Genomic DNA, 24,923 nt, shown 5'->3' on the forward strand with positions numbered 1-24,923 from the left:
CAGAAGCGCCCCGAGCCGAGGCTCCAGCGACCGGTCCTTCAAAAACAGTCCCACAATCCCGCACATCTTCGACTCCCTTGGATCGTCTCCCCAAAACGCTAGCACCATTCCATACACACATCAACTAATAGGAAACAAATATTCATATTGGGCAACCCGGGCGAGATCCGACTCGCCCGGGTGCGCGGCGTGTCAGTAACGTTCGAGCGCCTTGGTGATCTTGTCGGGATCCCCGATATGGCGCGCCTTGTCGAGGTGGCGGCCTTCCCGGACGAACTGGATCCGGTGCCAGCCGATCCAGAAGGCGACGCCGAGCAGCGTCATCAGGAACTCGTGGCCCTGGAACGGATAGACCGCGCCCACTTCGGCAAGATCGACGGCCCAGGTCTCGTATCCGATCGTTGACATGATGGTTCTCCCTTCGTCACGAGGCTTTGAGGTTGGTGGCCAGATATGCCTTGTCGGCTTCGATGATCGCCGCCTTGGCGTCTTCGTAGGCATGGTGCTCGGCGTAATCGAGGCCCTGGAGTTCGACCTCTTCGGGGATCCTGAGCACGCCGACCGCGGCCTGGACCCTGGCGAGAGCCCAGCCCGGCACGAAGCCGAGGACGAGGAACATGATCACCGCACCGGCCGTCTGTCCGATCGGGTTGATCGTCGCGTAGCCCTCAAACGGCGACGACGGGGCACCCCAGAGCAGGAAGCCGGCGATGATCAGGCCGATGACGCCGGAATAGCCATGCACCGCGACCGCGCCGACCGCGTCGTCGAGCTTGAAGCGGCGTTCGACCCAGTAGTGCAGGTGGTAGACGATCACGACCCCGACGGCGCCGACCAGCATCGCCTGGACCGGGTGGTAGAGATCGTTGCCGGCGGATGCGGTGATCACCCCGGCGAGGCCGCCCGAGAACGTCCAAAACGCATCGCCCTTCGACACCACGTAAGCCGCCATCAGCCCGCCCGAGAGCGACATCAGGAAGTTGAAGGTGATGGCCGAGAGCGTCGTCGGCGCGAGGTAGATGTTGGTCGCGGTCCAGGTGGTGCCGGTGATCTGGCCGCCGATCGCCTCGGGCGAGATCACGGGCACGTTGCAGGCCGCGTAGAAGCCCCAGAAGCCGGTGTAGATCAGGAACAGGCCGATGGTCAGCATCCACGGATTGTGCGGGGGGATGTCGCGCGGCGTCCCGTCGGCGGCGAATTTGCCGAGCCGCGGCCCGAGCACCATGATCACGCCGAGCGCGTAGCCGCCGGCGATCGCATGGATCACGCCCGACGCATAGGCGTCATGGTAGCCGAGGATCCGCACCATCCAGCCGCCATAGTGCCAGCCCCAGGCGGCGTCGATGATCCACCAGACCGACCCGATCATCACCGCGTGGACCCAGAGCGCGCTCGAGCGGATGCGCTCGATCACCGCGCCCGAGACGATCGAGGCGGCGGTCCAGGAGAACAGCAGGAACGCCGCCCAGAAGACGCCGGTGATCCGGTCGCCGAGATTGGTGGCCATCGTCTTGGACCAGGGCAGGTTGGCGTCGCCCATCTCGTGGTTGAGGCCGCCGAAGAAAGGGAAATCCGGGAAGGCCCAGTAGATCCACCAGCCGAAGAAGAAGAACGTCACGGTGACCAGAGGGATGATCATGACGTTCTTCATCAATGTGTGCATGTGGTTCCTGCGCCGGCTCGCGCCGACTTCGTACATGCAGAAGCCGACATGGATCAGGAACATGAAGACGACCGTCACCCAGTAGTAGAACTCGGTAAAGACGGTCGATAGTGCTTCGAGATTACCGTTCACTTCGCGTCTCCCTGATTGGCGAGATTTTACCTCGCAGTGAAAGTAATTTCACAATGGGAAACTATTCGGATCGCGTGAGTCAACGAAATTTCGACTGTTGGACGGTCGGAGCGGCCGAAGTGACTGGGATTTAGGGAAACTTTCTTAACAAAAAAGCCCGGGCGAAATACCGCCCGGGCCCGTTGTCTCGGCTGGCTTACGACAGCTGGAACATCTGGTTGGCGATCACGACGACAGCAATGCCCGCCGCGATTGTGAGGTAGGGCAGGAACCCCGCCTTGCGCTTGCCGTGGTCGGGGTCGACGCCGCCGACGGTCAGGTCCTCGAGCATCTCGTGCGGGAACTTGCCCTTGTCGATGACCCAGTGCCGCCAGGCGAAGACCGGGACGATCAGCAGGATCGCGAAGATCGCGGTGCGCAGCGTGCCTTCGCCCCAGACGTTGGCCCCGGCGCCGATCAGCATGGCGTTGAAGAAGGCGAGGATGCCGCCGAGCCACAGCAGGATGTTCGGCGCCTTCCACGGCCGCTCGACATGGCCGCTGTCGATGCGGTGGATCCAGCCGGAATGCAGGTTGAGGAAGTTGAACACCAGGTAGCAGACGTTCGAGGCGGCGAGGATGAAGAGGTAGTCCGACATCATCAGCAGGATGAGGTTGAAGCCGAGATCGGTCCACATCGCCTTGGTCGGCGCGCCGTGCTCGTTGACATGGCTGAGGTAGCGCGGCAGCCAGCCGTCGACCGAACCCTGGTAGAGCGTGCGCGAGGAGCCCGCCATCGAGGTCATGATCGACAGGACGAGCGCGAGGCAGAGCATCACCACCATGATCGCCGCCACCGCCGAGCCGCCGCCGACCATGTGCGCCATCGCGCCGGCGACCGCGGTGCCGTCGACGATGCCCGGCTGCAGGATGCCCTCGACCCCGAGCACGCCCTGGAAGGCGAGCGGCACGAGCGAGAAGATCACGATGCAGACGAGGCCCGCGAAGAAGATCGAGCGGAAGGTGTCGGTCTTGGGGTCGCGGAACTCGCTGGTGTAGCAGACCGCGGTCTCGAAGCCGTAGGTCGACCAGGCGGCGATGAAGAGGCCGCCGAGGAACAGCGTCCAGCCATTGGTGTCCCAGGCGCCCGAGCTCGGCAGGAGCGGCATCAGGTTGGCGTTGAGCACGTCACCGGTCAGCAGCGGCACGAGGCCGACGATCAGGAGCGGGATCAGCACCGCGAGGCCGATGAAGGTCTGGATCTTGGCGGCGCGCGAGATACCGTGGTGCTGCGCGGCGAAGACGCCAAGCAGGATCACCGTGCCGATGATCGAGGTCGCGTTGATCCGCAGCGTCAGCCCCTCGTTGACGAAGCCGAGATCGACCAGCGTGATCTGCCAGGCGTTGATCGCGGCGTCGGCGCCGAAGAAGGAATTGAGGATGTAGCCCGCCGCGAGGCCGGAGCCGATCGCCAGCACCGGCGTCCAGGCGAGCCAGTTGCACCAGACCGACAGCGGCGCGATGATCTTCGAGTAGCGCACCCAGGCGGCCGCGCCATAGACCGAGGCGCCGCCCGATTTGTTGGGGAAGAGCCCGGCGATCTCGGCATAGGTGAAGGCCTGGATGAAGCCGAAGGTCACCGAGAGCATCCAGATCACCCAGGACGGGTTGCCGACCGTCGCGGCGATGCCGCCGATCGAAAAGAGCACCAGCGCCGGAACGCCGGAGGCCATCCAGAAAGCGTCCTTCCAGCCGATCGAGCGAAACAGCATGCCGCCTTCGCCCGCCTTCACCCCCGTGCCGGGGCTTTCATAGATCGTGTCGGTCATCGCGTTTTCCTGTCCTGTTGGGTGACTTTGGTCTTCTCGTGGGGCGGGCCGCGGCGGATCGCCGGGCCTGGTCCGGTCCCCGCAGGCCGAAACCGATTCGCGCTGTTTCGGCGGCGGGTGGCTCCGGCTGTTTCTCGGGCCGGGGCGGAGGGCGGGACGGGCTGCGGCGCGGCGCCGCATTGACGGCGCGAAGTGATTCGGCGCGCCATTGCGCCCGCAAGCACATGTTTCCCCAGTGCAATTTCGCACACCGCGGGGGCAGGGACCCGGAGCGCGGTGCCACGCGCACGCGCCGGCCCACCCTCGCCGAGGGGGAGATTGAGCAACGATTTCAGCCCGGAAGCCGGCATTTGTTGCCTCTTAGGAAAATAATATTCAGTTAAGTGTTGCTTTCGAAACCCACCTTCTGTCAACATCAATCCATCCGAACCGCCGGCCCATCACTCGGCGGAACAGCATCAGGGAGTTACGCATGACGGCATCTTGGCGATTCTCGACCCTCGGCGAGCGGCACCGAAAGCTCGGCTCGGCGCTCGAGGACTGGAGCGGAATGGGCACGGCCTGGTCCTATTCCGGCGATCCGGAGAAGGAGTACCTCGCGATCCGCACCAAGGCGGGTCTGATGGATGTGTCGGGCCTGAAGAAAGTGCATCTGACCGGCCCGGCCGCGAGCCATGTCATCGACCGCGCCACCACGCGCAATGTCGAGAAGATCATGCCGGGCCGCTCGGCCTATGCGGCGATGCTCAACGACGCCGGCAAGTTCGTCGACGACTGCGTCATCTACCGGATGGGACCGAACAGCTGGATGGTCGTGCACGGTTCGGGCCAGGCGCATGAGCAGCTGACGATGGCCGCGACCGGCCGCGATGTCTCGATCCGCTTCGACGACAATCTCCACGACCTGTCGCTGCAGGGGCCGCTCGCCGTCGAGTACCTGCAGGAGCATGTGCCGGGCATCCGCCAGCTCAACTACTTCAGCCACATGCACACGTCGCTCTTCGGCCTGCCGGTGACGATCTCGCGCACCGGCTATACCGGCGAGCGCGGCTACGAGATCTTCTGCCGCGGCCAGGACGCGCCGGGGATCTGGGACCGCATCCTCGAGGAAGGCGCGTCGATGGGGATCATCCCCTGCCGCTTCACCACGCTCGACCTGCTAAGGACGGAAAGCTACCTCCTGTTCTTCCCCTACGACAACTCGGAGATGTATCCGTTCGACAACGAGGGGCCGGGCGACACGCTCTGGGAACTCGGGCTCGACTTCACCGTCTCGCCGGGCAAGACCGGGTTCCGCGGCGCGGAGGAGCATTACCGGCTGAAGGGCAAGGAGCGGTTCAAGATCTACGGGCTGAAGCTCGAAGGCACGACGGTGCCGGAGAACGGTGCGGCGCTGACGATGGACGGCAAGCAGGTCGGCGTGGTCACGCAAGGGATGTATTCCAGCCTCAACAAGCATAACATCGCGATCGCGCGGATGCCGGTCGAATGTGCGGTCGACGGCGTGCGGATGACGGTCAAGTGCGACGCCGGGGAGATTCCCTGTGTCGCCCACTCCATGCCGTTCTACGACCCTGAGAAGAAGCGCCGGACGGCCAAGGGCTGAGGCGGTGGCGCGGCGCGGGGGTCGACCCTGCGCCGCGCATTCCGGCCGCACCGTCAGGGAGGAGCATCCATCAATGATTGAAACCACGATCACACCATCGATCGCGAGCCGCCCGGTCTACAGCCGGCTGGAGCCGCGGCCGGGCAAGGCGCATCTTCTCGTCGCCGATGCCGAGGGCGCCGAGGCGATCCTCGCCCTCGCCGAGGTGGCGCCGTCCGGCTTCTTCGACCACGCCCACGTCATCCATATCCGCAAGGCGACCGCCAGCACTTATACCGAGCGCCTGCGCGGCCTGAAGCCCGCGCAATTCTACTCGGGGCCGACCTACGAGGCCGCCGTGCCGCGGCTGCGCCGCACGCTTCTCGGCGCGCATATGGGCCTGCAGGTTTATCTCGCCGGCACCGAGAGCCTGATGGGCCAGGCGATGCAGGAGGCGGCCCAGGCCGGCATTCCTTACGGCGCGATCCAGGCCGAGCATCGCGGCTCGACCGCGCGGCGCATGCAGTGCGTGCACTGCAAGGGCATTACCGAGGACGTGACCACCGATCCCTTCGTCTGCTCCCATTGCGGCCTGCACCTCTTCGTCCGCGATCACTATTCGCGCCGGCTCGCCGCCTTCCAGGGCGTGCGCGTCGATGCCGAGGATCCCGGCAACATTCCCGAACCGGTGGAGCGTTTCAGATGAGCGCAGGAACAGAAAAAATCGACGTCACCGTGGCCGACGTCACCCCGGTGAACGAGCTTGTCACCCGCTTCCGCTTCGTCCGCAGCGACGGCGGGCCGATGCCGACGTTTTCCGGCGGCGCGCACACCGTTGTCGAGATGCAGGACGGCGGCCGCACCCGGCTCAACCCCTATTCGCTGATGAGCGATCCAGCCGATCGCAGCGGCTTCAGCATCTCGGTCCGGCGCGACGACGCGGGCCGAGGCGGGTCGCTCTACATGCACACCAAGGTCCATCAGGGCATGAAGATGGTGGTGAGCAACCCGGTCAACCTCTTCTCGCTCGATCTCAGGGCGCGCAAGCACCTGATGATCGCGGGCGGCATCGGGATCACGCCGTTCATGGCGCAGATCAAGCAGCTCACCGCGATGAACGGCAATTTCGAACTGCATTACGCCGTGCGCACCGCGGCACTCGCGACCTATGCTGACGAGCTGCATGCCACCCATCCGACGCGGGTGCACATCTACCACGACGACCGCGGCGAGGCGATCAAGCTCGAACGCCTGCTCGACGGTCAGCCGCTCGGCACGCATCTCTATGTCTGCGGGCCGAAGGGAATGATCGCCTGGGTGCGCAAGACCGCCGAGGAGCTTGGCTGGCCACGCGAGGCGGTCCATCACGAGGAATTCCTCGCCCCGGCCTCGGGCAAGCCCTTCGAGGTCAAGCTCGCCCTGTCGAACAAGGTGATCAAGGTTGGCGAGCACCAGAGCCTTCTGGAGGCGATCGAGGAGGCCGGGGTCGATGCGCCCTATCTCTGCCGCGGCGGCGCCTGCGGCCAGTGCGAGACCGACGTGATCGGCTATGACGGCAAGTTCCTGCACAACGACCACTGGCTGACCGACGACCAGAAATCCAGCGGCAAGAAGATCATGCCATGCGTGTCGCGGTTCGAGGGCAAGACCCTCGTGCTCGACCGATAGGAGGCGAGGATGACGATCAACTTCAACGACGAGACCTTCTACGGCGACTTCACCTTCCGCAACTCGCCGAAAGCGGTGCAAAGGTTCCCGTTCCCGTTCCCCGAGGACAGCTACATGTACTCGGTCAACCTCGAGCCGCACAAATCCTACCGGCCGGGCAGCGTTTACGAGCGCACCTTCGACGTCGACGAGCACTATGTCGCCGAGATGAAGGACCGGGCGCGGGTGCTGGCCGACGATCCGCTGCGCTGTCAGTCGCTGCCGCACATGACGCTGGCGGGTTGGGACCTGGTCGAGCTGATCATGACCGCGAAGGCGGAGGAATATCCCGACCTCTTCGAGCTGCACCGGGACGGCGACCGCTGGCGCTGGATCAACCGGCCGCTCGGGATCGACGACACCTTCACCTTCCTCGACGAGACGACGCTGCCCTACGGGCCGATGGAATACATCACCCGCCAGACCCAGGGCGATTTCGCGATCCTCGACCAGCGCGACGACAACCTGTGGATGGACGCCGGCATGGTCACCACCCAGGCCGACTGGTCGCTCGACTTCGACATCGGCATGAACTTCTTCGAATGGCATGCCCCGGTGCCGAAGGCGCATGAGATGGGCGTCTTCGTGCGCGCGCTGAAGTTCCTGCTCAACATCCAGCAGGGCGCGCCGGCTCGGCGGCTGAACTGGACGATGACGATCAACCCGCTCCTCGACACCAGCCCCGAGAACTACCACAAGTGGGGCGCGATGAAGCAGGAGCTGACGGCCGAGAACGTCGGCCGGATGATGCATCTCAGGGTCGAGCTGCAGACGCTGTTCCGCCTGCCGCGCTCGAACGCGCTGGTGTTCCCGATCCGCTGCTACCTGATCAGGCTCGAGGACCTGGTGACGGTGCCGAAATGGGGGCGCCGATTCCACCGGGTGATCCGCGACCTGCCGGTGGAACTGGCGACCTACAAGGGCTTCATCAACAACCGGCCGAAGATCGTCGAATGGCTGTCGAAGTACGACGACGGCGCGCCGACCTCGCCGGGGATCTGGCCGGACTGAGTTCAGTCCGCCTGCGGGTAGGTGATGACCGACAGGTAACGGGCCGGCAGCTTGTTCAAGCCGACCGGCCCGTGCGGCGCGTCGGCGTCGAAGATCAGGCTGTCGCCCGGCTGCAGGAGATAGGTCTCGTCGCCGTGCAGGTACTCGACCTCGCCCTCGAGCATGTGCAGGAACTCGATCCCGTCGTGCTGGAAGGTCGGGAACACATCCGAGGTTTCGGTGAGCGTGATCAGGTAGGGCTCGACGATCACGCCGCTCGCATTGGCGCCGATATGACCAAGGAGGTGGTACTGGTGGCCCGCGCGGGTGCCCGCGCGCTCCATTTCGACCGCCTCGCCGGCCTTCACATGCATCGCCTCGCGGTGTTCCTCGTAGCGGCGGAAGAAGCCGGTGAGCGGCACGCTGAGCGCATTGGACAGCGTCTGCAGCGTCGTCAGCGACGGCGAGGTGACGCCGTTCTCGATCTTCGACAGCATCCCGATCGAGAGCCCGGTGCGCTTCGACAGTTCCGCGACCGTCATCGCCTTCTGGCGCCGGAAACTGCGCACCGCGCGGCCGATCGCCACTTCGAGCACCTTCTCGCGCGGCTCGGAGGTGCGGTGCGGATCCTGCTTCAGGGGCGAGGCGGCGGCGGCAGCCGTCTTCGACTTCGGAGCGTTCACGGTATGACCTCTTCCTTTGGGCTGCGCCGCTGCGCTAGTCTGCCGGAACGGCGCCAACGCAGGAAATCGTGGCCTTATATGGGGTAGAAAGATATTCCTGCAAGTGAAACCACCATACTCCGCGATGAAAAAAAATAGCAAGTACCTCGGCTTCCTGATCTTCCCCGGCTTCCCGATGGCCTGCCTGACCTCGGCGATCGAGCCTTTGCGCGCGGCCAACGAGATCGTCGGGCGCGAGGCGTTCTCCTGGACCGTGGTGGGCGAGAGCGGCGAGCGGGTGGTGTCGAGCGCGCGGGTCGGCTTCGACCCGGATGTGCGGCTCGCCGATCTCGAGGGCGTCGACCAGCTGCATTTCCTCAGCGGCCCGGCCGGACGGTTCGACAACCCGCGCAGCGCGAATGCGGCGGTGCGGAAGCTCGCGCGGCACGGGGTCGCGATCGGCGGTTTCAGCGGCGGGATCTTCCCGCTGGCGCGGAGCGGGCTGATGGACGGCCATACCTGCGCGGTGCACTGGTGCTACGAGGCGGCGTTCAAGGCCGAGTTCCCCGAGATCCGGGCCAGCGCCAACGTCATCACCATCGACCGGGGCAGGGTGACGGCGGCCGGCGCGGCGGCGGTCTTTGACCTGATGCTGGGGCTCATCGACGCCGAGATCGGCGCCGAGACCATGACCGAGGTCGCCTGCTGGTTCCAGCATCCGCTGGTGCGCGGCGAGGACGTGAGCCAGCGGATCCCGACGCACCGGACCGACCGGACCGAGGACATGCTGCCCGAGGCGGTGGCGAAGGCGATCCGGCTTTTCGCCGAGCATGTCGAGCAGCCGATCCAGATCGCCGAGGTAGCCGAGGCGGTGGCGCTCTCGGCGCGCCAGCTCGACCGGACTTTCCAGCGCGCGACCGGGCAGAGCCCGCTGAAATACTACCGTATGCTCCGGATGAAGAAGGCGCGCCAACTCGCGCTCTATTCCAACGACACGATGACGGATATCGCGCTGTCGGTCGGCTACGCGAGCTCGACGCCGATGGTGCGCCACTACATCCAGGCCTTCGGCGTGACACCGCAGGAGGACCGCAAGGCGATCAACTCGATCCGCGTCCAGGGGAACGCGCCGATCCCCTCGGTCTAGGCCACGATCCGGCCGGGAGATTTCGCGGGGAGTCCGGGCGCCTCCCCTCCCCCTCGTGGGGAGGGGATGGGGGTGGGGGGCTTCGCGGTCAGCCGCCCCCCTCCCTCTCCCTCCCCCACGAGGGGGGAGGGAAGCGCCGAGGGGTCATCCGGCCCGTCAGGTCAAGGCCGCCTCAGATCGCGCTTTTCGCCGCCGCGACGAGCGCGTGATGCAGCGAGGCCGCGGCCGACCGCGGGCCGAGCACGCTGAACGCCTCGCCCGCGCGGTGGCAGAGGACGAAGGTGCCGAGATGCTCGATCATCGTGCGGTTGGCGCTGCCCGCCGCCATCCGGCGGGTGTCGAGGATGCAGAGCCGCTCGAACATGTCGGGCGCGCGGGCGCCGTCGATGTCGAAACGCACCCAGGCGTCGGTCTGCTCGGTCACCGAGGCGGTGTCGCCGAGGCCGGCCTTGACGATCCGCGAGATGTCCTCGTGGGTCGCGAAGGGCGCGGTGGCCATCCACTGGCCGGGACCGGTCCAGAAGAGGGCCCAGTCGCCCTTCGCCACCATCTGGCCGGGCACCGGCAGGGCGGTGCCGAAGAGCGCCGCGGCGGCCTTCGCGAGATCGGCGTCGCGGCCCATCCGGCAGGCGACCGAGGCGATCGCGACATCGGGGTTCTCGGTGATCGTGAGGCCCGCGAAGGTGTCGCGGCGCGGGGTGGCGCCGCCGAGCGGCAGCAGGGGGGCGAGGCTGTGATCAGGCACGGAGGCGGTCTCCTTCCGGGTCGATGAAGTGGGCGCTGACCACTTCGACCTCGACCTCTTCGTTGTTCAGCGGGTTGACGGCGCGGAGAGTCTCGCCCTTGCGGGCGCCGCCACTCTTGAGGAAGCCGAGCCCGACCGAATGGCCGAGGTTCGGCGAGAAGGCGACCGAGGTCATGTAGCCCTGGTCGTTCGCGGCATTGGCCTCGGCGCCCGCATTGATGAAATGCGAGCCCGCGACGAGCGGCCGCGACCGGTCCACCGGCCGGAAGCCGACGAGCGCGAGGGCGTCGTCGCGGTTCAGGCCTTCGCGTTCGGAAAGCGTCGAGCCGATCGCGTCCTTCTTCTTCGACACCATCCCGGCCATGCCGAGATTGCGCGCGGTCGTGGTGCCGTTGAGCTCGTTGCCGGCGGCATGGCCCTTTTCGATCCGCATCACGCTGAGCGCCTCGGTGCCGTAGACCACCGCGTCGTACTGCTTGCCGGCCTCGACCATGGCGCGGATCAGCCCGTCGCCATAGCGGGTCGGCACCGCGATCTCGTAGGCAAGCTCGCCCGAGAACGAGATCCGGAAGAGCCGGGCGCGCAGGCCTCCGCAGACGGTGATCTCGCCGCAACCCATGTAGGGGAAGGCCTCGTTCGAGATGTCATGCCCGGGATCGACGATCTTCTGCAGGAGCTTGCGGGCGTTCGGGCCGGCGACCGAGAACTGCGCCCAGGCCTCGGTCGTGGAGATGATCTGCACGTCGAGGTCGGGCCAGAGGCACTGGCGGCAGAACTCCATGTGGCGGTAGACGCCGACGGCGTTCGCGGTCGTGGTCGTGGTGACGAAATGGTCCTCGGCGAGCCGCGCGGTGGTGCCGTCGTCCATCGCCATCCCGTCCTCGCGCAGCATCAGCCCGTAGCGGACCTTGCCGACGGCGAGCTTGGCGAAGGGGTTGGCGTAGACGCGGTTGAGGAACTCGGCCGCGTCGGTGCCCTGCACGTCGATCTTGCCGAGCGTGGTCACGTCGCAGATCCCGACCGAGTTCCGGGTGGCCAGCACCTCGCGGTCGACCGACTGGCGCCAGTGGGTCTCGCCCTGGCGCGGGAACCACTGGGCGCGCTTCCACATGCCGACCTCGACGAAGACCGCGCCCTGTTCGGCGGCCCAATTATGCGAGGGGGTCTGGCGGACCGGGCGGAAGTCCTTGCCCGCCGAGCGGCCGGCGAAGGTGGCGATCGGCACCGGCGTGTAGGGCGGGCGGAAGATCGTCGTGCCGGTCGCCGGGATCGACTTCGAGGTCAGTTCGGCCATGACCGCGAGGCCGGCCATGTTCGAGGTCTTGCCCTGGTCGGTCGCCATGCCGAGCGTGGTGTAGCGCTTGAGGTGCTCGACCGAGCGGTAGCCCTCCTGGTGGGCGAGCTTGACGTCCTTCACGGTCACGTCGTTCTGCTGGTCGATCCAGGCGCGGCCCTTGCCGTGTTTGACGTACCAGAAGGGCGTCACGTTCACCGGCGCGTCCTCGGCCTCGGGCAGCTCCGCCGCACGGGCGGTGATGCCGAGCGCATCGAGGGCCGCGACCGCGCCCGCGGCACCGGACGCGAGCGCGCCGGAGGTCGTGAGGTCGCCCGTCGCCGCGCCGGCGACGCTCATGCTCGGCGGCAGGTCGGCGCCCGGCACGAAGGCAGCGATCTTCGCGTCCCAGACCGGGCGGCCGCGCTGGTGGCAGGTCAGGTGGACGTTGGGGTTCCAGCCGCCCGAGACGCCGAGCGCGGTGCAGGCGATCTGGCGGGTCTCGCCGGTGCCGAGCCGCACGGTGATCCCGGTCAGGCCGAGCCGGCCGGCGCTGTCGATGACCGTGGCGCCCTTGAGATGGGTGGTCCCCGCCAGCGTCTTGCCCTCGGGCCGCGTGTCGATCACCGCGGCGACGCTCACGCCCTTGTCCATCAGGTCGGTCGCGGTTCTGAGGCCGTCGTCGTTGTTGGTGAAGATCGCGACCGTCTTGCCCGGCGTCGCTGCCCAGCGGTTGGCGTAGGCGCGGATCGCGCCGGCGAGCAGGATGCCGGGGCGGTCGTTGTTCTCGAACGGGATCGGCCGTTCGATCGCGCCGGCGCAGAGGAGCGTGCGCTTGGCGTAGATCCGCCAGAGGATCTGACGCGGCTTGCCGGCGGCAGGCACGGCGAGGTGGTCGGAGACCCGCTCCACCGCGCCGGTGATGCCGTGGTCGAAGGCGCCGATGACGGTGGTGCGCGGCATCAGCCGCACGTTCGGCATCGCCGCAAGCTCGGTGATCGCGGCGGCGGCCCAGTCGGCGCCCGACCCGGAGCCGAGCCGGTAGGTCTCGGCGATCAGGCGGCCACCGAAGAGGAAGTCCTCCTCGGCCAGGATAACCTGAGCGCCGGCCCGTCCGGCGGTCAGCGCGGCGGCGAGGCCGGCGGGGCCGGAGCCGACAATCAGGAGGTCGGCGTGCAGGAAGCCCTTGTCGTAGAGGTCGGGGTCGGTCTCCATCGACAGGCTGCCGAGACCGGCGGCGCGGCGGATGATCGGCTCGTAGAGCTTTTCCCAGAACGCCTTCGGCCACATGAAGGTCTTGTAGTAGAAGCCCGCCGTCAGGAAGGTCGACAGCCGGTCGTTGATCGCCAGCGCGTCAAAGCTGAGAGACGGCCAGCGGTTCTGGCTCATGGCCTCGAGCCCGTCGAAGAGTTCGGCCACGGTGGCGCGGGTGTTCGGCTCCTGCCGGGCGCCCGAGCGCAGCTCGATGAGCGCGTTCGGCTCCTCGGAACCCGAGGTCAGGGGGCCGCGCGGGCGGTGGTACTTGAACGAACGGCCCATCAGCCGCACGCCGTTGGCGAGAAGCGCGGAGGCGAGCGTGTCGCCCGGGTGGCCCTGGAAGGTCTTGCCGTCGAAGCGGAAGTTCAGCGTCTTCGCGTGGTCGATCTGGCCGCCGGAAAGGCGGTTGGCCTGGCCGGAGCGGGGCGCGCCGGTGGCCTCTGTGCCGCCGAGTGGCTGGCCGTTGATACGGTTCATCTGGTTCATTTACTGCGTCCCTTCGACCGGGCCACGTCGCGGGCCAGTTCGACCTTGGAAATCTCGTGGGTGACGGTGTTGCGGGTGACGACGAGCCAGCTGCGGTCGCCCTGTTCGTGGTACCAGAGCTCGCGGTGCTCGCCGGCCGGGTTGTCACGGAGGTAGAGGTAGTCGTGGAACGTCTCGACGGCGTTCGCGGCCTGCCAGTCGGGGCGCTCGATCAGGTTCGCGTCGCCGAGATAGATGAACTCCTGGCTGTCGCGCGGGCCGAGCAGGGGGTGGTTGATGATCATGTCGGGACCTGTCAGTGCAAGTTCGGCTGGGCGCCCATGCCCTTTTCGTCGATCATCAGCCCCTTGAGGAACCGGTCGAAGCGATAGGCCTTGGCGGTGGAATGCGGCGTGTCGGTGGCCAAGAGATGCGCGAAGGCCCAGCCCGAGGCGGGCGTCGCCTTGAAGCCGCCGTAACACCAGCCGCCGTTGAAGTAGAGCCCTTCGACATGGGTCTTGTCGATGATCGGCGAGCCGTCCATCGACATGTCCATGATGCCGCCCCACATCCGCAGAAGCCGGGCCCGGCCGATCATCGGCATCAGGCTCATGCCGCCCTCGCAGACATCCTCGACCACCGGCAGGTTGCCGCGCTGGGCATAGGAGTTGTAGCCGTCGATGTCGCCGCCGAAGACGAGCCCGCCCTTGTCGGACTGGCTGACGTAGAAATGCCCCGCGCCGTAGGTGATGACGCCGGGCAGGACCGGCTTCAGCCCCTCCGAGACGAAGGCCTGCAGGACGTGGCTCTCGATCGGCAGCCGCATCCCGGCCATGCCCATGACCTTCGAGGAGGAGCCCGCGACCGCGACCCCGACCTTGCCCGCGCCGATGAAGCCGCGGGTCGTCTCGACGCCCTTCACGCGGCCGTTCTCGATGCGAAAGCCCGTGACCTCGCAGTTCTGGATGATGTCGACGCCGCGCGCGTCGGCGCCGCGTGCATAGCCCCAGGCCACCGCATCGTGGCGCACGGTGCCGCCGCGGCGCTGCAGAAGCCCGCCCTTGATCGGGAAGCGGGCGCTCTCGAAGTTGAGGAACGGCGCCATCCGGCGCACGCCCTCGGTGTCGAGAAGCTCGGCATCGACGCCATTGAGCCGCATCGCGTTGCCGCGCCGGCGCATCGCGTCGCGCTGCGCGTCGGTGTGGCAGAGGTTGAGCACGCCGCGCTGGCTGACCATCGCGTTGAAGTTGAAGTCCTGCTCCAGGTTCTCCCAGAGCTTCATCGAGAACTCGTAGAAGGGCTCGTTGCCGTCGAGGAGGTAGTTCGAGCGGATGATCGTGGTGTTGCGCCCGACGTTGCCGCCGCCGATCCAGCCCTTTTCCAGCACCGCGACCCGGTGTTGGCCGAACTGCCTGGCGAGGTAATAGGCGGTGGCGAGCCCGTGTCCGCCGCCGCCGATGACGATGATGTCATAGTGCGGTTGCGGCGCGGGATCGCGCCAGGCGGGCTGCCAGCCCTTGTGGCCGGTCAGGGCCTCCTTGATGACTTTGAAGCCGGAATAGCGCATGGCGATCCTCGTTGACGTTTCCGGCACTCTTGCCGATTTCGGCCGCGCACGCCCCGCGCAATTCGGACGGCGACCCTTCCATTTCGGACATCGGGGGTGCGATGGTGTCGGGGCATGGCGGGGAGGGGCGTCGCGGCTCCTTGACGCCACCGGGGCGGTCGACTAAGTAGCAAAGCTCTGAGCGGGCGTTGTGTAGTGGTAAGACCTTAGCCTTCCAAGCTAAAGACGCGGGTTCGATTCCCGCCGCCCGCTCCAGTCATTTCCAGACAATTCCAATCTTGCGCTTCGCCGCCTCCCGGCGCGCTTCGCGCGTAACAAGCCGGGCGGTTTCCCGCCCGGCCCTGGTGTCACGGATCTCTTTTCGCCGTCAGGCGAACTTGCGGATCTCGCCCGAGCGCAGGCGGCCGAGGTAGCTTTCAACCTCGCGCTTGACGATCGGCATCAGGACGTAGAGCCCGATGATGTTGACGACCGCCATCGCGAAGATCGCGGCATCGGAGAAGTCGATGACCGGGCCGAGACTCGCCGCCGCGCCGACGATCACGAAGAAGCAGAAGAGCAGCTTGAAGATCAGCTCCTGCGTCTTGCCCTCGCCGAAGAGGTAGGTCCAGGCCTTGAGCCCGTAGTAGGACCACGAGATCATCGTCGAGAAGGCGAAGAGCACCACCGCGATCACCAGGAGATACGGGAACCACGAGAAGGCCGAGGCGAAGGCGGCCGAGGTGAGGCCGACGCCGGAATTGCCGTCGATGGTCGCGATGCGGCCGGTGGCCTCGTCCATCACATAGCGCCCGGTTTCGGGATCGACGATGAGCTGCTGGGTGAAGATGATCACCAGCGCGGTCATGGTGCAGATCACGACGGTGTCGATGAAAGGTTCCAGAAGCGAGACGAAGCCCTCGGTGATCGGCTCTTTCGTGCGCACGGCCGAGTGGGCGATGGCAGCGGAACCGACGCCTGCCTCGTTCGAGAAGGCCGCTCGCTTGAAGCCCTGGATCAGCGCGCCGACCGCGCCGCCGGCGATGCCCATGTCGGTGAAGGCTCCCGCGAAGATCTGGCCGAAGGCCCAGCCGATGTTGCCGATGTTCATCAGGATGATGATGAGCGCGGTGCCGCAGTAGAGGATCGCCATGAAGGGCACGACCTTCTCGGTCACCTGGGCGATCGACTTGATGCCACCGACGATGACGATGAAGACGATGATCGCGAAGACGACGCCGGTGATCCAGCCCGGATACTCGCCGAGCACGCCCGAAAGCTGCTGGTGCGCCTGGTTGGCCTGGAACATGTTGCCGCCGCCGAACGAGCCGAGGATGCAGAACACCGCGAAGAGCGCCGCAAGGACCTTGCCCCCCGGCTTGCCGCGTTCGGCAAAGCCCTTGGTGATGTAGTACATCGGACCGCCCGAGACGGTGCCGTCCTCGTATTCGTTGCGGTACTTCACGCCGAGCGTGCATTCGGTGAACTTCGAGGCCATGCCGAGGAGGCCCGCGAGGATCATCCAGAACGTCGCCCCGGGGCCGCCGATGCCGACCGCGACCGCCACGCCGGCGATGTTGCCTAGACCGACCGTGCCCGAGAGTGCGGTGGCGAGCGCCTGGAAGTGGCTGACCTCGCCCGCGTCATTGGGGTCGGAGAAGTCGCCCTTCACGAGCTGGATCGAGTGCCTGATCACCCGGAACTGGATGAAGCCGAAATAGAGGGTGAAGACCGAGGCGGCGACCACCAGCCAGGCCACGATCCACGGGAAGGAGGTTCCCGGGAAGGGGGCGAAGATGAAATTGACGAACCAGCCCGTGGCGCTCGCGAAGGTCGCGTTGATGGTTTCGTCGAGCGTCTGGGCGCCTGCGGTGCCCGCCAGAAGCGACAGCCCTGCCGCGGAGGCCGCGATGCGCGTTTCCCTGATGTGTTTCATGTCACGTTCCCTGTGCTGTTCCGGTCAAGGCACGATGGTGCAGGGCACCGGCGCGATCTGCGCGAGTGTGCCCGCGACAGAGCCGAAGAGCCGCTCTACAACCGTGGAATGGCCGGTCCGGCCGATGAAGATCTGTAATGCGCCATGCTCTTTCGCGATCTCGCAGAGCGTTTCGGCGACATGGCCATAGCGGATCTCGGTCGAGATTTTCACGCCTCTGCCGGACAGATCCGCCGCCAGCGGGCCGGTCACGGCGCTTTCGGCGCGCTTCAGCTCCTGGGTGCGGCGCTTGTGCCGCTCGGCGATCTCCTCCGGCGTGAGGAAGGAATAGGGTGACCATTCAAGCACATGTGCGACGAGCAATTCGGCGCCTGCCGCTTCTGCCCGGGCGACGGCATAGTCCACCGCCCGTCGGCCGGCGGTGCTTCCGTCGTAACCGGCAACATATATGTTTGCCATTTCTCTCTCCCTTGTTATGCCCCGAGGCTTCGGGTGGTTCAGTGTCGCCCGATCCGAGCCGCAATCCGTCCCTCATTTTCAGGATGACGCAATTTTCTTCGAAATATCTGCGGAATATCCTGGTTGCAGTCGAAGAATATTGCACATTGTCAAGATATTCGCTCGTTCATTGCGTCGCGGCGTCTCGGGCCCCTGCGACTTTCGCGCCGCTTGCCCCGCGCGCGCCCTCGGCCTAAACCCTCGGGCAGGAACGGAGGCGCAATGGCACGACATCAATCCACCGCGGTCGAGGATCGCGCCGCGTCGAAGCGCGTCGGCGCGCTCGGCGGGCTCTGGCCCTTCATTGCCCCGTATCGGGGGCTCGTCGTGCTCGCCGGTCTCGCGCTCACGCTGACGGCCTCGGTCTCGCTTCTCCTGCCGCAGGCGGTGCGCCGGGTGATCGACGAGTTCGGCAACGGCGCGGAGCTGCTCGACGGCTATTTCGGCGCCGCGATCGGCATCGCGGCGCTGCTCGCGCTCGGCACCGGGGCGCGCTACTACCTCGTGACAAGGCTCGGCGAAAGGGTCGTGGCCGACATCCGCCGCGCGGTCTTCGACCGGGTGATCGGGATGAGCCCCGCCTTCTACGAACGCACCCTGACCGGCGAGATCATCAGCCGGATCACCACCGACACGACCCTGATCCTGTCGGTGATCGGCTCCTCGGTCTCGGTGGCGCTGAGGAACCTCCTGATCCTCGTCGGCGGGCTCGTGCTGATGATGCTGACCTCGGCCAAGCTCACCGGCCTCGTCTTCCTGATCGTGCCGGCGGTCATCGTGCCGATCATCACCCAGGGACGGCGGCTGCGCCGCCTCAGCCGCGAGAACCAGGACTGGATCGCGGCCTCGTCCGGCGCGGCGTCCGAGGCGCTGGGCGCGGTGCAGACGGTGCAGGCCTTCACCCACGAGGACCATTCGCGCAGGGACTTCGGCCGGGTGACGGAGAAGGCATTCGATTCCGCCAGGGCCCGGATCCGCACCCGCGCGGTGATGACGATCATCGTCATCTTCCTCGTCTTCGCCGGGGTCGTCGGCGTCCTCTGGATCGGCGCGCGCGACGTGCGTACGGGCGCGATGACGCCGGGCGCGCTGGTGCAGTTCGTGATCTACGCGGTGATGGCGGCGGGCTCGGTCGCGGCTTTGTCCGAGATCTGGGGCGAACTGCAGCGCGCGGCCGGTGCAACCGAGCGGCTGGTGGAGCTTCTGGGCGCCGGTGACAGCGTGACCGACCCCGACGCGCCGCAGGCACTACCGCGCCCGGTCCGGGGCGAGATCGGCTTCGAGGGCGTCACCTTCCACTACCCGACTCGGCCCGAGCAGTCGGCGCTCGAGGCGGTCGATCTGCATGTGAAGCCCGGCGAGACGGTGGCGCTGGTGGGGCCGTCCGGGGCGGGCAAGACGACCGTCATCCAGCTTCTCCTGCGCTTCTACGACCCCGACCGGGGCCGCGTCACGCTCGACGGCGTGCCGCTCGACGCAATGGCGCGGGCCGATTTCCGCCGGGCGATCGCGCTGGTGCCGCAGGACCCGGTGATCTTCGCCGCCTCGGCGCGCGAGAACATCCGCTACGGCCGCCCCGAGGCGAGCGATGCCGAGGTCGAGGCCGCGGCCCGCGCCGCCGCCGCGCATGACTTCATCGCGGCGCTCCCCGACGGCTACGGCACCTGGCTCGGCGAGCGCGGCGTGATGCTCTCGGGCGGGCAGAAGCAGCGCATCGCCATCGCCCGAGCGATCCTGCGCGATGCCGCGGTGCTGCTTCTCGACGAGGCCACCTCGGCGCTGGACGCGGAAAGCGAGCGCGCGGTGCAGAAGGCGGTCGAGGTCGTGTCGAAGGATCGCACGACGATCATCGTCGCGCACCGGCTTGCGACCGTGAAGAAGGCGGACCGGATCATCGTCTTCGATCACGGCCGCATCGTCGCGACGGGCACCCATGACCGGCTCGTGGCCGAGGGCGGGCTTTACGCGCGCCTCGCGCGGCTGCAGTTCACCGAGGGGCTGGCGGCGGAATAGACGCGCCGGTTGTCGCGCAGCTCCAGTGGCCGCGGTCGGCATCTGTCGATTTTACGCCGCGTCGCGATTGCCGCGCCGGTCTTGCCCCACGCGCGCTTTGCCCGCATCTTCGGATCAAAGCGGACCCGCCAAGCGGGCTGAGGGGAGAGACCAGATGGGCAAGTTTTCGGGTGTGGCCGACCGGGACGCGGTCGAGCGCGAGATGCCGTATGAGGAGCGCGACCTGCCGGTCACGCTCTACCAGTTCCTGACGAGAACCCGTGACGCGCATGGCGCGCGCAGTGCGATCAGCTTCCAGATCTTCTCGGACCCGCAGGCGAAGGCGGAGACCTGGACCTGGAACCAGCTCCACGGCCGCGTCACCCAGGCAGCGAACCTCTTCCGCAGCCTCGGCGTGGGCGAGAAGGACGTCGTCGCCTATCTCCTGCCGAATTGCCTGGAGACCGGGGCGACGCTTCTTGGCGGCGCGGTCGCGGGCATCGTCAATCCGATCAACCCGCTTCTCGAGCCCGAGCAGATCGCCGCGATTCTGCGCGAGACCAAGGCCAAGGTGCTGGTGACGCTGAAGGCCTTCCCCAAGACCGACGTTCCGCAGAAGGCCGCCGCCGCGCTGAAGCTCGCGCCGGGTGTGCAGACCGTCCTCGAGGTCGATCTCAACCGCTACCTGACGCCGCCGAAGTCCTGGATCGTGCCCCTCGTCCGGCCCAAGAACCCGGTCGCGCACAAGGCCGTGGTCAAGGATTTCAACGCCGAATGCGCGAGGATGCCCGCCGACCGGCTCACTTTCGAGGATGCGAAGGCTGACCGGGTCGCGGCCTTCTTCCATACCGGCGGCACCACGGGCATGCCCAAGGTGGCGCAGCACCTCTACTCGGGCATGATCTACAACGGCTGGCTCGGCGGCACGCTTCTCTTCGACGAGACCGACGTGCTGATCTGCCCGCTGCCGCTTTTCCACGTTTTCGCGGCCTATCCGGTCTTCATGTCGGTGATCGCGGCGGGAGCGCATGTGGTGATGCCGACGCCCGCCGGCTATCGTGGCGACGGCGTCTTCGACAACTTCTGGAAGCTCATCGAACGCTGGCAGGTCACCTTCCTGATCTCCGTCCCGACCGCCATCGCCGCCTTGATGCAGCGCCCCGTGAATGCCGATGTCTCGACGCTCAAGATCGCGATTTCGGGCTCGGCGGCCCTGCCGCTGGAGCTCTACAACCGTTTCGAGAAGGCGACAGGCGTGCAGATCGCCGAAGGCTACGGGCTGACGGAGGCGACCTGTCTCGTCTCCTGCAACCCGGTCGATGGCACGAAGAAGGTGGGCTCGGTCGGTCTGCCCTTGCCCTATACCCATGTGCGGATCCTGCACACCGATGCCGAGGGCGGCGTCACCAAGGAATGCGGCACCGACGAGGTCGGCGAGATCTGCATTTCCAATCCCGGCGTCTTCGAGGGCTCGACCTATACCGAGGTCGACAAGAACCGCGCGCTCTTCGCCGAGGGGCGTTATCTCAGGACCGGCGATCTCGGCCGGATCGACGCGGACGGCTATCTCTGGATCACCGGCAGGGCGAAGGACCTGATCATCCGCGGCGGCCACAACATCGACCCCGCTGAGATCGAGGAGGCGCTGATGGGCCATCCGGCCGTGGCCTTCGCCGGCGCGATCGGCCAGCCCGACGCCTTTGCGGGCGAATTGCCCTGCGCCTATGTCGAGCTGGTCGCGGGCGCGGCGGTCACCGTCGAGGAACTGCTTGACCACGCGAAAGCCCATATCCGCGAGCGCGCGGCGGTGCCGAAGCATATCGAGATCCTCGACGAGCTGCCGAAGACCGCGGTGGGCAAGATCTTCAAGCCCGACCTGAGGAAGCGCGCGATCGAGCGGGTCTATGACGCGGCGCTCGCGGAGGCGGGATTCGCCGTGCACGTGAAGGAGGTTGTCGAGGACAAGAAACTCGGCCTCGTGGCGCGGCTCGAAAAGACCGGAGAGGTCGACACCCAGGCGCTGAAGCAGAAACTCGGCGAGTTCACCCGGCCCTGGGACTGGGCGTAGCGGCGGCGCACCGATGCGCCGCCCTGCAATGGCGTGTGTCCTGCCGGTGAGCGGGCCGCGGGCCGGGCGGGGCAGGATGGCAGCGAATTCCGCGACGTCCGGGCGCTTCCTCCGCCGGCTGGGCGGAAACCCGCTTGGCCACACAAATGCCTTTTTTATGAGTGAATAGATAACGCGGGGGAAGGGGTTGCCTGAAGGAATCGGGCGACGAATTGAGAGCGGTTATTATGAGCTGCCACGCCAAGTTGTCCGCGTTCGCGGCCCGCTTCGTCAAGCGCGACGACGGGGCCGCTACGGTCGAAGCCGTGATCTGGCTTCCGTTCTTCTTCATCCTGTTTGGATTTCTCGCCGATGTCTCAATGGTCTTTCACGGCCAGTCGAAGCTCTTGGTGATCGTTCAGGCCGCCAATCGCAACATGTCGATCGGCAGGCTCAAGGACGTGAGCGCGACACAGAACTTCGTGCTTGCCGAGACCGCCAAATTTACCCCGAACGCAAAGGTGTTGACCACCGATGTCGCGGGCCTGATCACGACGACGGTCAGCGTGCCGATGGCGGATCTCGACCTTTTCGGCGTCGCCGACATCTTCGGTGGCGGATGGATGAACGTCACCGCAGAGCATCTGAAGGAGATCTGAGGCATGACCCGCCGTCGGTTTGAAGTCTCCCGCTTCGTGTCCTCGGAAGAGGGCGGAATCACCGTCCTTAGCCTCTACATGTTCCTGGCCATGCTGGTCGTCGGCGGGCTGGCCGTGGACTACGGCAGCGGCGTGGCCTCCAAGACCGAGCTCCAGGTCGCCGCCGATGCGGCGGCCCATGCCGCGCTCTACACGCGCGAACTCAATACTGCGGACGTTGCAAAGGCGAAGGCGATCCAAATCGCCGCCGCCGCCTTGCCGCCCGGCAAGTACGGTACCGTCCTCAAGCCCGAGGACATCGTTTTCGGCACCTGGGACGGTGCCGCGTTCACCCCCGATGCCGGGTCTGACCGTGCGGTCGCGGTTACCACACGGCGCTCCGTTGCGGACGGCAACGGTGTCATGACCTACATGCTGGGGCTCGTGGGATACGACGCCTGGGACGTCGTCTCCACCTCGGTGTTCGAGACCTACTATTCGGACTGCGAGGATGAAGGGATCGTGTCGCGGCTGCGGTTGGAGATGCAGTCGAACGGCTGGTTCTCCAACGGGATCTGCCTGCATTCGCAGGACTATGTGAAGGTCAGCTCCAACAACCTCTACGATCCCGGCGTCATCGTCTCGATGCCGGACAAGCGCAACCTCGAACTGCCGAGTTCGGGATTCACCTCGAATGTGGGCTTGAAGGAGGCATTGCGCGACAGTTCCTACCAGATCCGGGTCCTCAACCGCATCGACACGATCATCAAGAGCGTGAACGCGCCGAACGATCCGGTGGTCGGGATCATGACGCCTTCGACCCCGCCCAGCGAGTATTACCGGAGCTACATCACGAGCCCGACGCAGATCACGATCAAGGCCAACGGTCCGACCGGGCTCGACCCGACCAAGTTCAAAACCGGGCGCATCCATTACATGGACTGCAAGAACGACAACACCCACAAGCAGATCGGATCGGGATTCAACCTCGTGAAGATGGTGATCATCACCGATTGCCGGCTGCAAATCGCCTCTGGCGCGGTCATTCAGGACGCGGTGATCATCACTACCAATCCCGATGCGAAATCGATCTACGCCTCGTCGGACATTGTCATCGGCAAGAACGATCATTGCGTGGTGGGAGGCGATGTGCAAATCGTCACCAAGGGCGGGGTCGAGTTTGCCGCTAAGACCAGTATCTACGGCAGCCAGATCCTCGCTGCGGGCGACGTGTCTTTGACCGCCAACGCGGACGGGTTCGAAGGCGTGTCGATCGTCGCGGGCGGGAAGGCCGACGTGACGTCGAACGGCAAGTTCGGGTTCTGCGACGGCCAGGGCATGGGGAACAGCTACGCGGCCCGCTATTTCCGGCTTGTCCACTGACCGAGCAAGGACGCGGGGACACCGCTCCCCATAGCTTGCCGGCCGGTACCGAAAGGTGCCGGCCGAAATGTTTTTCCACCGAAAGTGGAGTTGCGACATGACCTTGTCGTGAAACGGCGCGGAAATCCACCGCAGGCATTGAATTCTCTGCCGCATGCCGGTTCAGTGGAACCGGACAGGGAGGGATGTCATGCGCTATTCCGGGCTCAGGGTCTTCACCGAGGGGCTGTTCGGCAACAAGGGCTGGAAACCGGCCTGGCGCGACCCAGAACCGAAGCGCGAATACGACACCATCATCATCGGCGGCGGCGGGCACGGGCTCTCGACCGCGTATTACCTCGCCAAGAACCACGGGCTGACCAATATCGCGGTGCTGGAGAAGGGCTATCTCGGCGGCGGCAATGTGGGCCGCAACACCACGATCGTGCGCGCGAACTACTTCCTGCCCGGCAACCAGGAGTTCTACTCACACTCGCTGAAGCTCTGGGAGGGGCTGGAGGCCGAGCTCAACTACAACGTCATGCATTCGCAGCGCGGGCTCATCAACCTCTTCCACTCCGACGGCCAGCGCGACGCCTTCGCGCGGCGTGGCAATGCGATGATCAACCAGGGCGACGATGCCGAGCTTCTCGACCGCGAGGGGGTGCGGAGGCATCTGCCGTATCTCGACTTCGAGCAGACCCGGTTCCCGATCTACGGCGGGCTTTTGCATCGCCGGGGCGGCACCGCGCGGCATGACGCGGTGGCCTGGGGCTATGCGCGGGGCGCGGACCAGCGCGGGGTGGACCTGATCCAGAACTGCGAGGTCACCGGCATCGACATCAAGGACGGGCGCGTCACCGGCGTCCAGACCACGCGGGGCGCGATCAAGGCGAAGAAGGTCGGCATCATCGTCGCCGGCCGCTCGGGCCAGGTCGCGGCGATGGCGGGGATGCGGCTGCCGATCGAGAGCCACATCCTGCAGGCCTTCGTGACCGAGGGGCTGAAGCCGGTGATCGACCATGTCGTCTCGTTCGGGATGGGGCATTTCTACATCTCGCAGAGCGACAAGGGCGGGCTCGTCTTCGGCGGCGACCTCGATTTCTACGCCTCCTATGCCGCGCGCGGCAACCTGCCGATGGTCGAGCATGTGATGGAGGCGGGTATGACGCTGATGCCGATGATCGGCAAGGCGAAGGTGTTGCGGTCGTGGGGCGGGATCATGGACATGACCCCGGACGGCTCGCCGATCATCGACAAGACCGATGTCGGCGGGCTCTATATCGACTGCGGCTGGAACTACGGCGGCTTCAAGGCGGTGCCGGCCTCGGGATGGTGCATGGCCCATCTGATGGCCACCGGGGAAAGCCACGAGGTTGCCCGCCGCTACCGGCTCGACCGTTTCGCGACCGGCCGCCTCCTCGACGAGGAAGGCACCGGCAGCCAGCACAACCTGCATTGAGGTACGACC

20 protein-coding genes and 1 tRNA gene are annotated in these 24,923 nt (G+C 66.3%); 11 read left to right on the top strand and 10 right to left on the bottom strand.

Annotation, left to right across the window (positions count from 1 at the left end):
* Positions 1-192 precede the first annotated feature (192 nt).
* The 3 genes from OEZ60_RS19925 to OEZ60_RS19935 all read right to left on the bottom strand — a co-directional run bounded on the left by OEZ60_RS19925 (position 193) and on the right by OEZ60_RS19935 (position 3,602).
* A complete protein-coding gene (locus OEZ60_RS19925) occupies positions 193-408 on the bottom strand; it encodes a hypothetical protein (protein ID WP_263340130.1) in 216 nt (71 codons plus the stop codon).
* A gap of 16 nt (positions 409-424) precedes the next feature.
* Positions 425-1,795, bottom strand: a complete 1,371-nt coding sequence (locus OEZ60_RS19930) for an ammonium transporter (RefSeq protein WP_263340133.1) — start codon at positions 1,793-1,795, stop codon at positions 425-427.
* Between the two features lie 196 nt (positions 1,796-1,991).
* Entirely contained in the window at positions 1,992-3,602 is a 1,611-nt protein-coding gene (locus tag OEZ60_RS19935; protein ID WP_263340135.1) for an APC family permease, read from the bottom strand.
* Positions 3,603-4,074: 472 nt separating this feature from the next.
* On the opposite strand from OEZ60_RS19935, the gene OEZ60_RS19940 reads away from it, so the two are divergent.
* The 4 genes from OEZ60_RS19940 to OEZ60_RS19955 all read left to right on the top strand — a co-directional run bounded on the left by OEZ60_RS19940 (position 4,075) and on the right by OEZ60_RS19955 (position 7,905).
* The gene (locus OEZ60_RS19940) at positions 4,075-5,208 is read left to right on the top strand and encodes an aminomethyltransferase family protein (protein ID WP_263340137.1); all 1,134 of its coding nucleotides are present in this window, start codon (positions 4,075-4,077) and stop codon (positions 5,206-5,208) included.
* A gap of 73 nt (positions 5,209-5,281) precedes the next feature.
* A complete protein-coding gene (locus OEZ60_RS19945) occupies positions 5,282-5,893 on the top strand; it encodes a dimethylamine monooxygenase subunit DmmA family protein (RefSeq protein ID WP_263340139.1) in 612 nt (203 codons plus the stop codon).
* A complete protein-coding gene (locus tag OEZ60_RS19950) occupies positions 5,890-6,855 on the top strand; it encodes a PDR/VanB family oxidoreductase (RefSeq protein WP_263340142.1) in 966 nt (321 codons plus the stop codon). The genes OEZ60_RS19945 and OEZ60_RS19950 overlap by 4 nt, the downstream gene beginning before the upstream one ends.
* Before the next feature lie 9 nt (positions 6,856-6,864).
* The gene (locus tag OEZ60_RS19955) at positions 6,865-7,905 is read left to right on the top strand and encodes a heme-dependent oxidative N-demethylase family protein (protein WP_263340144.1); all 1,041 of its coding nucleotides are present in this window, start codon (positions 6,865-6,867) and stop codon (positions 7,903-7,905) included.
* A 2-nt stretch (positions 7,906-7,907) separates the two neighbouring features.
* On the opposite strand, the gene OEZ60_RS19960 is transcribed toward OEZ60_RS19955, so the two are convergent.
* Complete coding sequence (locus OEZ60_RS19960; protein WP_263340146.1) at positions 7,908-8,567, bottom strand: helix-turn-helix domain-containing protein; 660 nt, start codon at positions 8,565-8,567, stop codon at positions 7,908-7,910.
* 124 nt (positions 8,568-8,691) lie between these two features.
* Here OEZ60_RS19960 and OEZ60_RS19965 point away from each other — a divergent pair, with 124 nt between their 5' ends.
* Positions 8,692-9,693, top strand: coding sequence for a GlxA family transcriptional regulator (locus OEZ60_RS19965; protein WP_263340148.1), 1,002 nt, complete (start codon positions 8,692-8,694; stop codon positions 9,691-9,693).
* A 172-nt stretch (positions 9,694-9,865) separates the two neighbouring features.
* Here the strand turns inward: OEZ60_RS19965 and OEZ60_RS19970 are convergent, their stop codons facing one another.
* Genes OEZ60_RS19970 through OEZ60_RS19985 form a run of 4 tightly spaced genes read right to left on the bottom strand, consistent with a single transcriptional unit; the run spans position 9,866 to position 15,000 of the window.
* Positions 9,866-10,438: a sarcosine oxidase subunit gamma gene (locus tag OEZ60_RS19970; protein ID WP_263340153.1), complete on the bottom strand. Its 573-nt coding sequence runs from the start codon at positions 10,436-10,438 to the stop codon at positions 9,866-9,868.
* The gene (locus OEZ60_RS19975; RefSeq protein WP_263340216.1) at positions 10,431-13,445 is read right to left on the bottom strand and encodes a sarcosine oxidase subunit alpha family protein; all 3,015 of its coding nucleotides are present in this window, start codon (positions 13,443-13,445) and stop codon (positions 10,431-10,433) included. The genes OEZ60_RS19970 and OEZ60_RS19975 overlap by 8 nt, the downstream gene beginning before the upstream one ends.
* Before the next feature lie 5 nt (positions 13,446-13,450).
* Positions 13,451-13,738 (bottom strand): sarcosine oxidase subunit delta, encoded by a 288-nt coding sequence (locus tag OEZ60_RS19980; protein ID WP_263340156.1) that lies wholly within the window; start codon positions 13,736-13,738, stop codon positions 13,451-13,453.
* A gap of 11 nt (positions 13,739-13,749) precedes the next feature.
* Positions 13,750-15,000, bottom strand: coding sequence for a sarcosine oxidase subunit beta family protein (locus OEZ60_RS19985; protein ID WP_263340159.1), 1,251 nt, complete (start codon positions 14,998-15,000; stop codon positions 13,750-13,752).
* Between the two features lie 181 nt (positions 15,001-15,181).
* Between OEZ60_RS19985 and OEZ60_RS19990 the strand changes: the two genes are divergently transcribed.
* Positions 15,182-15,255, top strand: a tRNA-Gly gene (locus OEZ60_RS19990).
* A gap of 112 nt (positions 15,256-15,367) precedes the next feature.
* Here OEZ60_RS19990 and OEZ60_RS19995 read toward each other — a convergent pair.
* Positions 15,368-16,915, bottom strand: coding sequence for an alanine/glycine:cation symporter family protein (locus OEZ60_RS19995; protein ID WP_263340161.1), 1,548 nt, complete (start codon positions 16,913-16,915; stop codon positions 15,368-15,370).
* Positions 16,916-16,939: 24 nt separating this feature from the next.
* Entirely contained in the window at positions 16,940-17,374 is a 435-nt protein-coding gene (locus OEZ60_RS20000) for a universal stress protein (protein WP_263340162.1), read from the bottom strand.
* A 261-nt stretch (positions 17,375-17,635) separates the two neighbouring features.
* On the opposite strand from OEZ60_RS20000, the gene OEZ60_RS20005 reads away from it, so the two are divergent.
* The 5 genes from OEZ60_RS20005 (at position 17,636) to OEZ60_RS20025 (ending at position 24,914) form a co-directional block, all read left to right on the top strand.
* Positions 17,636-19,426, top strand: a complete 1,791-nt coding sequence (locus OEZ60_RS20005; protein ID WP_263340165.1) for an ABC transporter transmembrane domain-containing protein — start codon at positions 17,636-17,638, stop codon at positions 19,424-19,426.
* Between the two features lie 154 nt (positions 19,427-19,580).
* Entirely contained in the window at positions 19,581-21,473 is a 1,893-nt protein-coding gene (locus OEZ60_RS20010; RefSeq protein ID WP_263340167.1) for an acyl-CoA synthetase, read from the top strand.
* A gap of 245 nt (positions 21,474-21,718) precedes the next feature.
* Positions 21,719-22,111, top strand: coding sequence for a TadE/TadG family type IV pilus assembly protein (locus OEZ60_RS20015; RefSeq protein ID WP_263340170.1), 393 nt, complete (start codon positions 21,719-21,721; stop codon positions 22,109-22,111).
* Between the two features lie 3 nt (positions 22,112-22,114).
* Complete coding sequence (locus OEZ60_RS20020; RefSeq protein ID WP_263340173.1) at positions 22,115-23,473, top strand: pilus assembly protein TadG-related protein; 1,359 nt, start codon at positions 22,115-22,117, stop codon at positions 23,471-23,473.
* A 190-nt stretch (positions 23,474-23,663) separates the two neighbouring features.
* The gene (locus tag OEZ60_RS20025) at positions 23,664-24,914 is read left to right on the top strand and encodes a sarcosine oxidase subunit beta family protein (protein ID WP_263340176.1); all 1,251 of its coding nucleotides are present in this window, start codon (positions 23,664-23,666) and stop codon (positions 24,912-24,914) included.
* The last annotated feature ends 9 nt before the right edge of the window (positions 24,915-24,923 follow it).

Source organism: Albidovulum salinarum (assembly GCF_025673475.1).
Taxonomy (GTDB): domain Bacteria; phylum Pseudomonadota; class Alphaproteobacteria; order Rhodobacterales; family Rhodobacteraceae; genus Albidovulum; species Albidovulum salinarum.

What these genes read in the sequence shown, in the direction of transcription:
- OEZ60_RS19925 (WP_263340130.1), bottom strand. Translation starts at nt 408, where the DNA reads ATGTCAACGATCGGATACGAGACCTGGGCCGTCGATCTTGCCGAAGTG.
- OEZ60_RS19935 (WP_263340135.1), bottom strand. Translation starts at nt 3,602, where the DNA reads ATGACCGACACGATCTATGAAAGCCCCGGCACGGGGGTGAAGGCGGGC.
- OEZ60_RS19940 (WP_263340137.1), top strand. Translation starts at nt 4,075, where the DNA reads ATGACGGCATCTTGGCGATTCTCGACCCTCGGCGAGCGGCACCGAAAG.
- OEZ60_RS19945 (WP_263340139.1), top strand. Translation starts at nt 5,282, where the DNA reads ATGATTGAAACCACGATCACACCATCGATCGCGAGCCGCCCGGTCTAC.
- OEZ60_RS19950 (WP_263340142.1), top strand. Translation starts at nt 5,890, where the DNA reads ATGAGCGCAGGAACAGAAAAAATCGACGTCACCGTGGCCGACGTCACC.
- OEZ60_RS19955 (WP_263340144.1), top strand. Translation starts at nt 6,865, where the DNA reads ATGACGATCAACTTCAACGACGAGACCTTCTACGGCGACTTCACCTTC.
- OEZ60_RS19965 (WP_263340148.1), top strand. Translation starts at nt 8,692, where the DNA reads ATGAAAAAAAATAGCAAGTACCTCGGCTTCCTGATCTTCCCCGGCTTC.
- OEZ60_RS19975 (WP_263340216.1), bottom strand. Translation starts at nt 13,445, where the DNA reads ATGAACCGTATCAACGGCCAGCCACTCGGCGGCACAGAGGCCACCGGC.
- OEZ60_RS19980 (WP_263340156.1), bottom strand. Translation starts at nt 13,738, where the DNA reads ATGATCATCAACCACCCCCTGCTCGGCCCGCGCGACAGCCAGGAGTTC.
- OEZ60_RS19985 (WP_263340159.1), bottom strand. Translation starts at nt 15,000, where the DNA reads ATGCGCTATTCCGGCTTCAAAGTCATCAAGGAGGCCCTGACCGGCCAC.
- OEZ60_RS19995 (WP_263340161.1), bottom strand. Translation starts at nt 16,915, where the DNA reads ATGAAACACATCAGGGAAACGCGCATCGCGGCCTCCGCGGCAGGGCTG.
- OEZ60_RS20000 (WP_263340162.1), bottom strand. Translation starts at nt 17,374, where the DNA reads ATGGCAAACATATATGTTGCCGGTTACGACGGAAGCACCGCCGGCCGA.
- OEZ60_RS20005 (WP_263340165.1), top strand. Translation starts at nt 17,636, where the DNA reads ATGGCACGACATCAATCCACCGCGGTCGAGGATCGCGCCGCGTCGAAG.
- OEZ60_RS20010 (WP_263340167.1), top strand. Translation starts at nt 19,581, where the DNA reads ATGGGCAAGTTTTCGGGTGTGGCCGACCGGGACGCGGTCGAGCGCGAG.
- OEZ60_RS20020 (WP_263340173.1), top strand. Translation starts at nt 22,115, where the DNA reads ATGACCCGCCGTCGGTTTGAAGTCTCCCGCTTCGTGTCCTCGGAAGAG.
- OEZ60_RS20025 (WP_263340176.1), top strand. Translation starts at nt 23,664, where the DNA reads ATGCGCTATTCCGGGCTCAGGGTCTTCACCGAGGGGCTGTTCGGCAAC.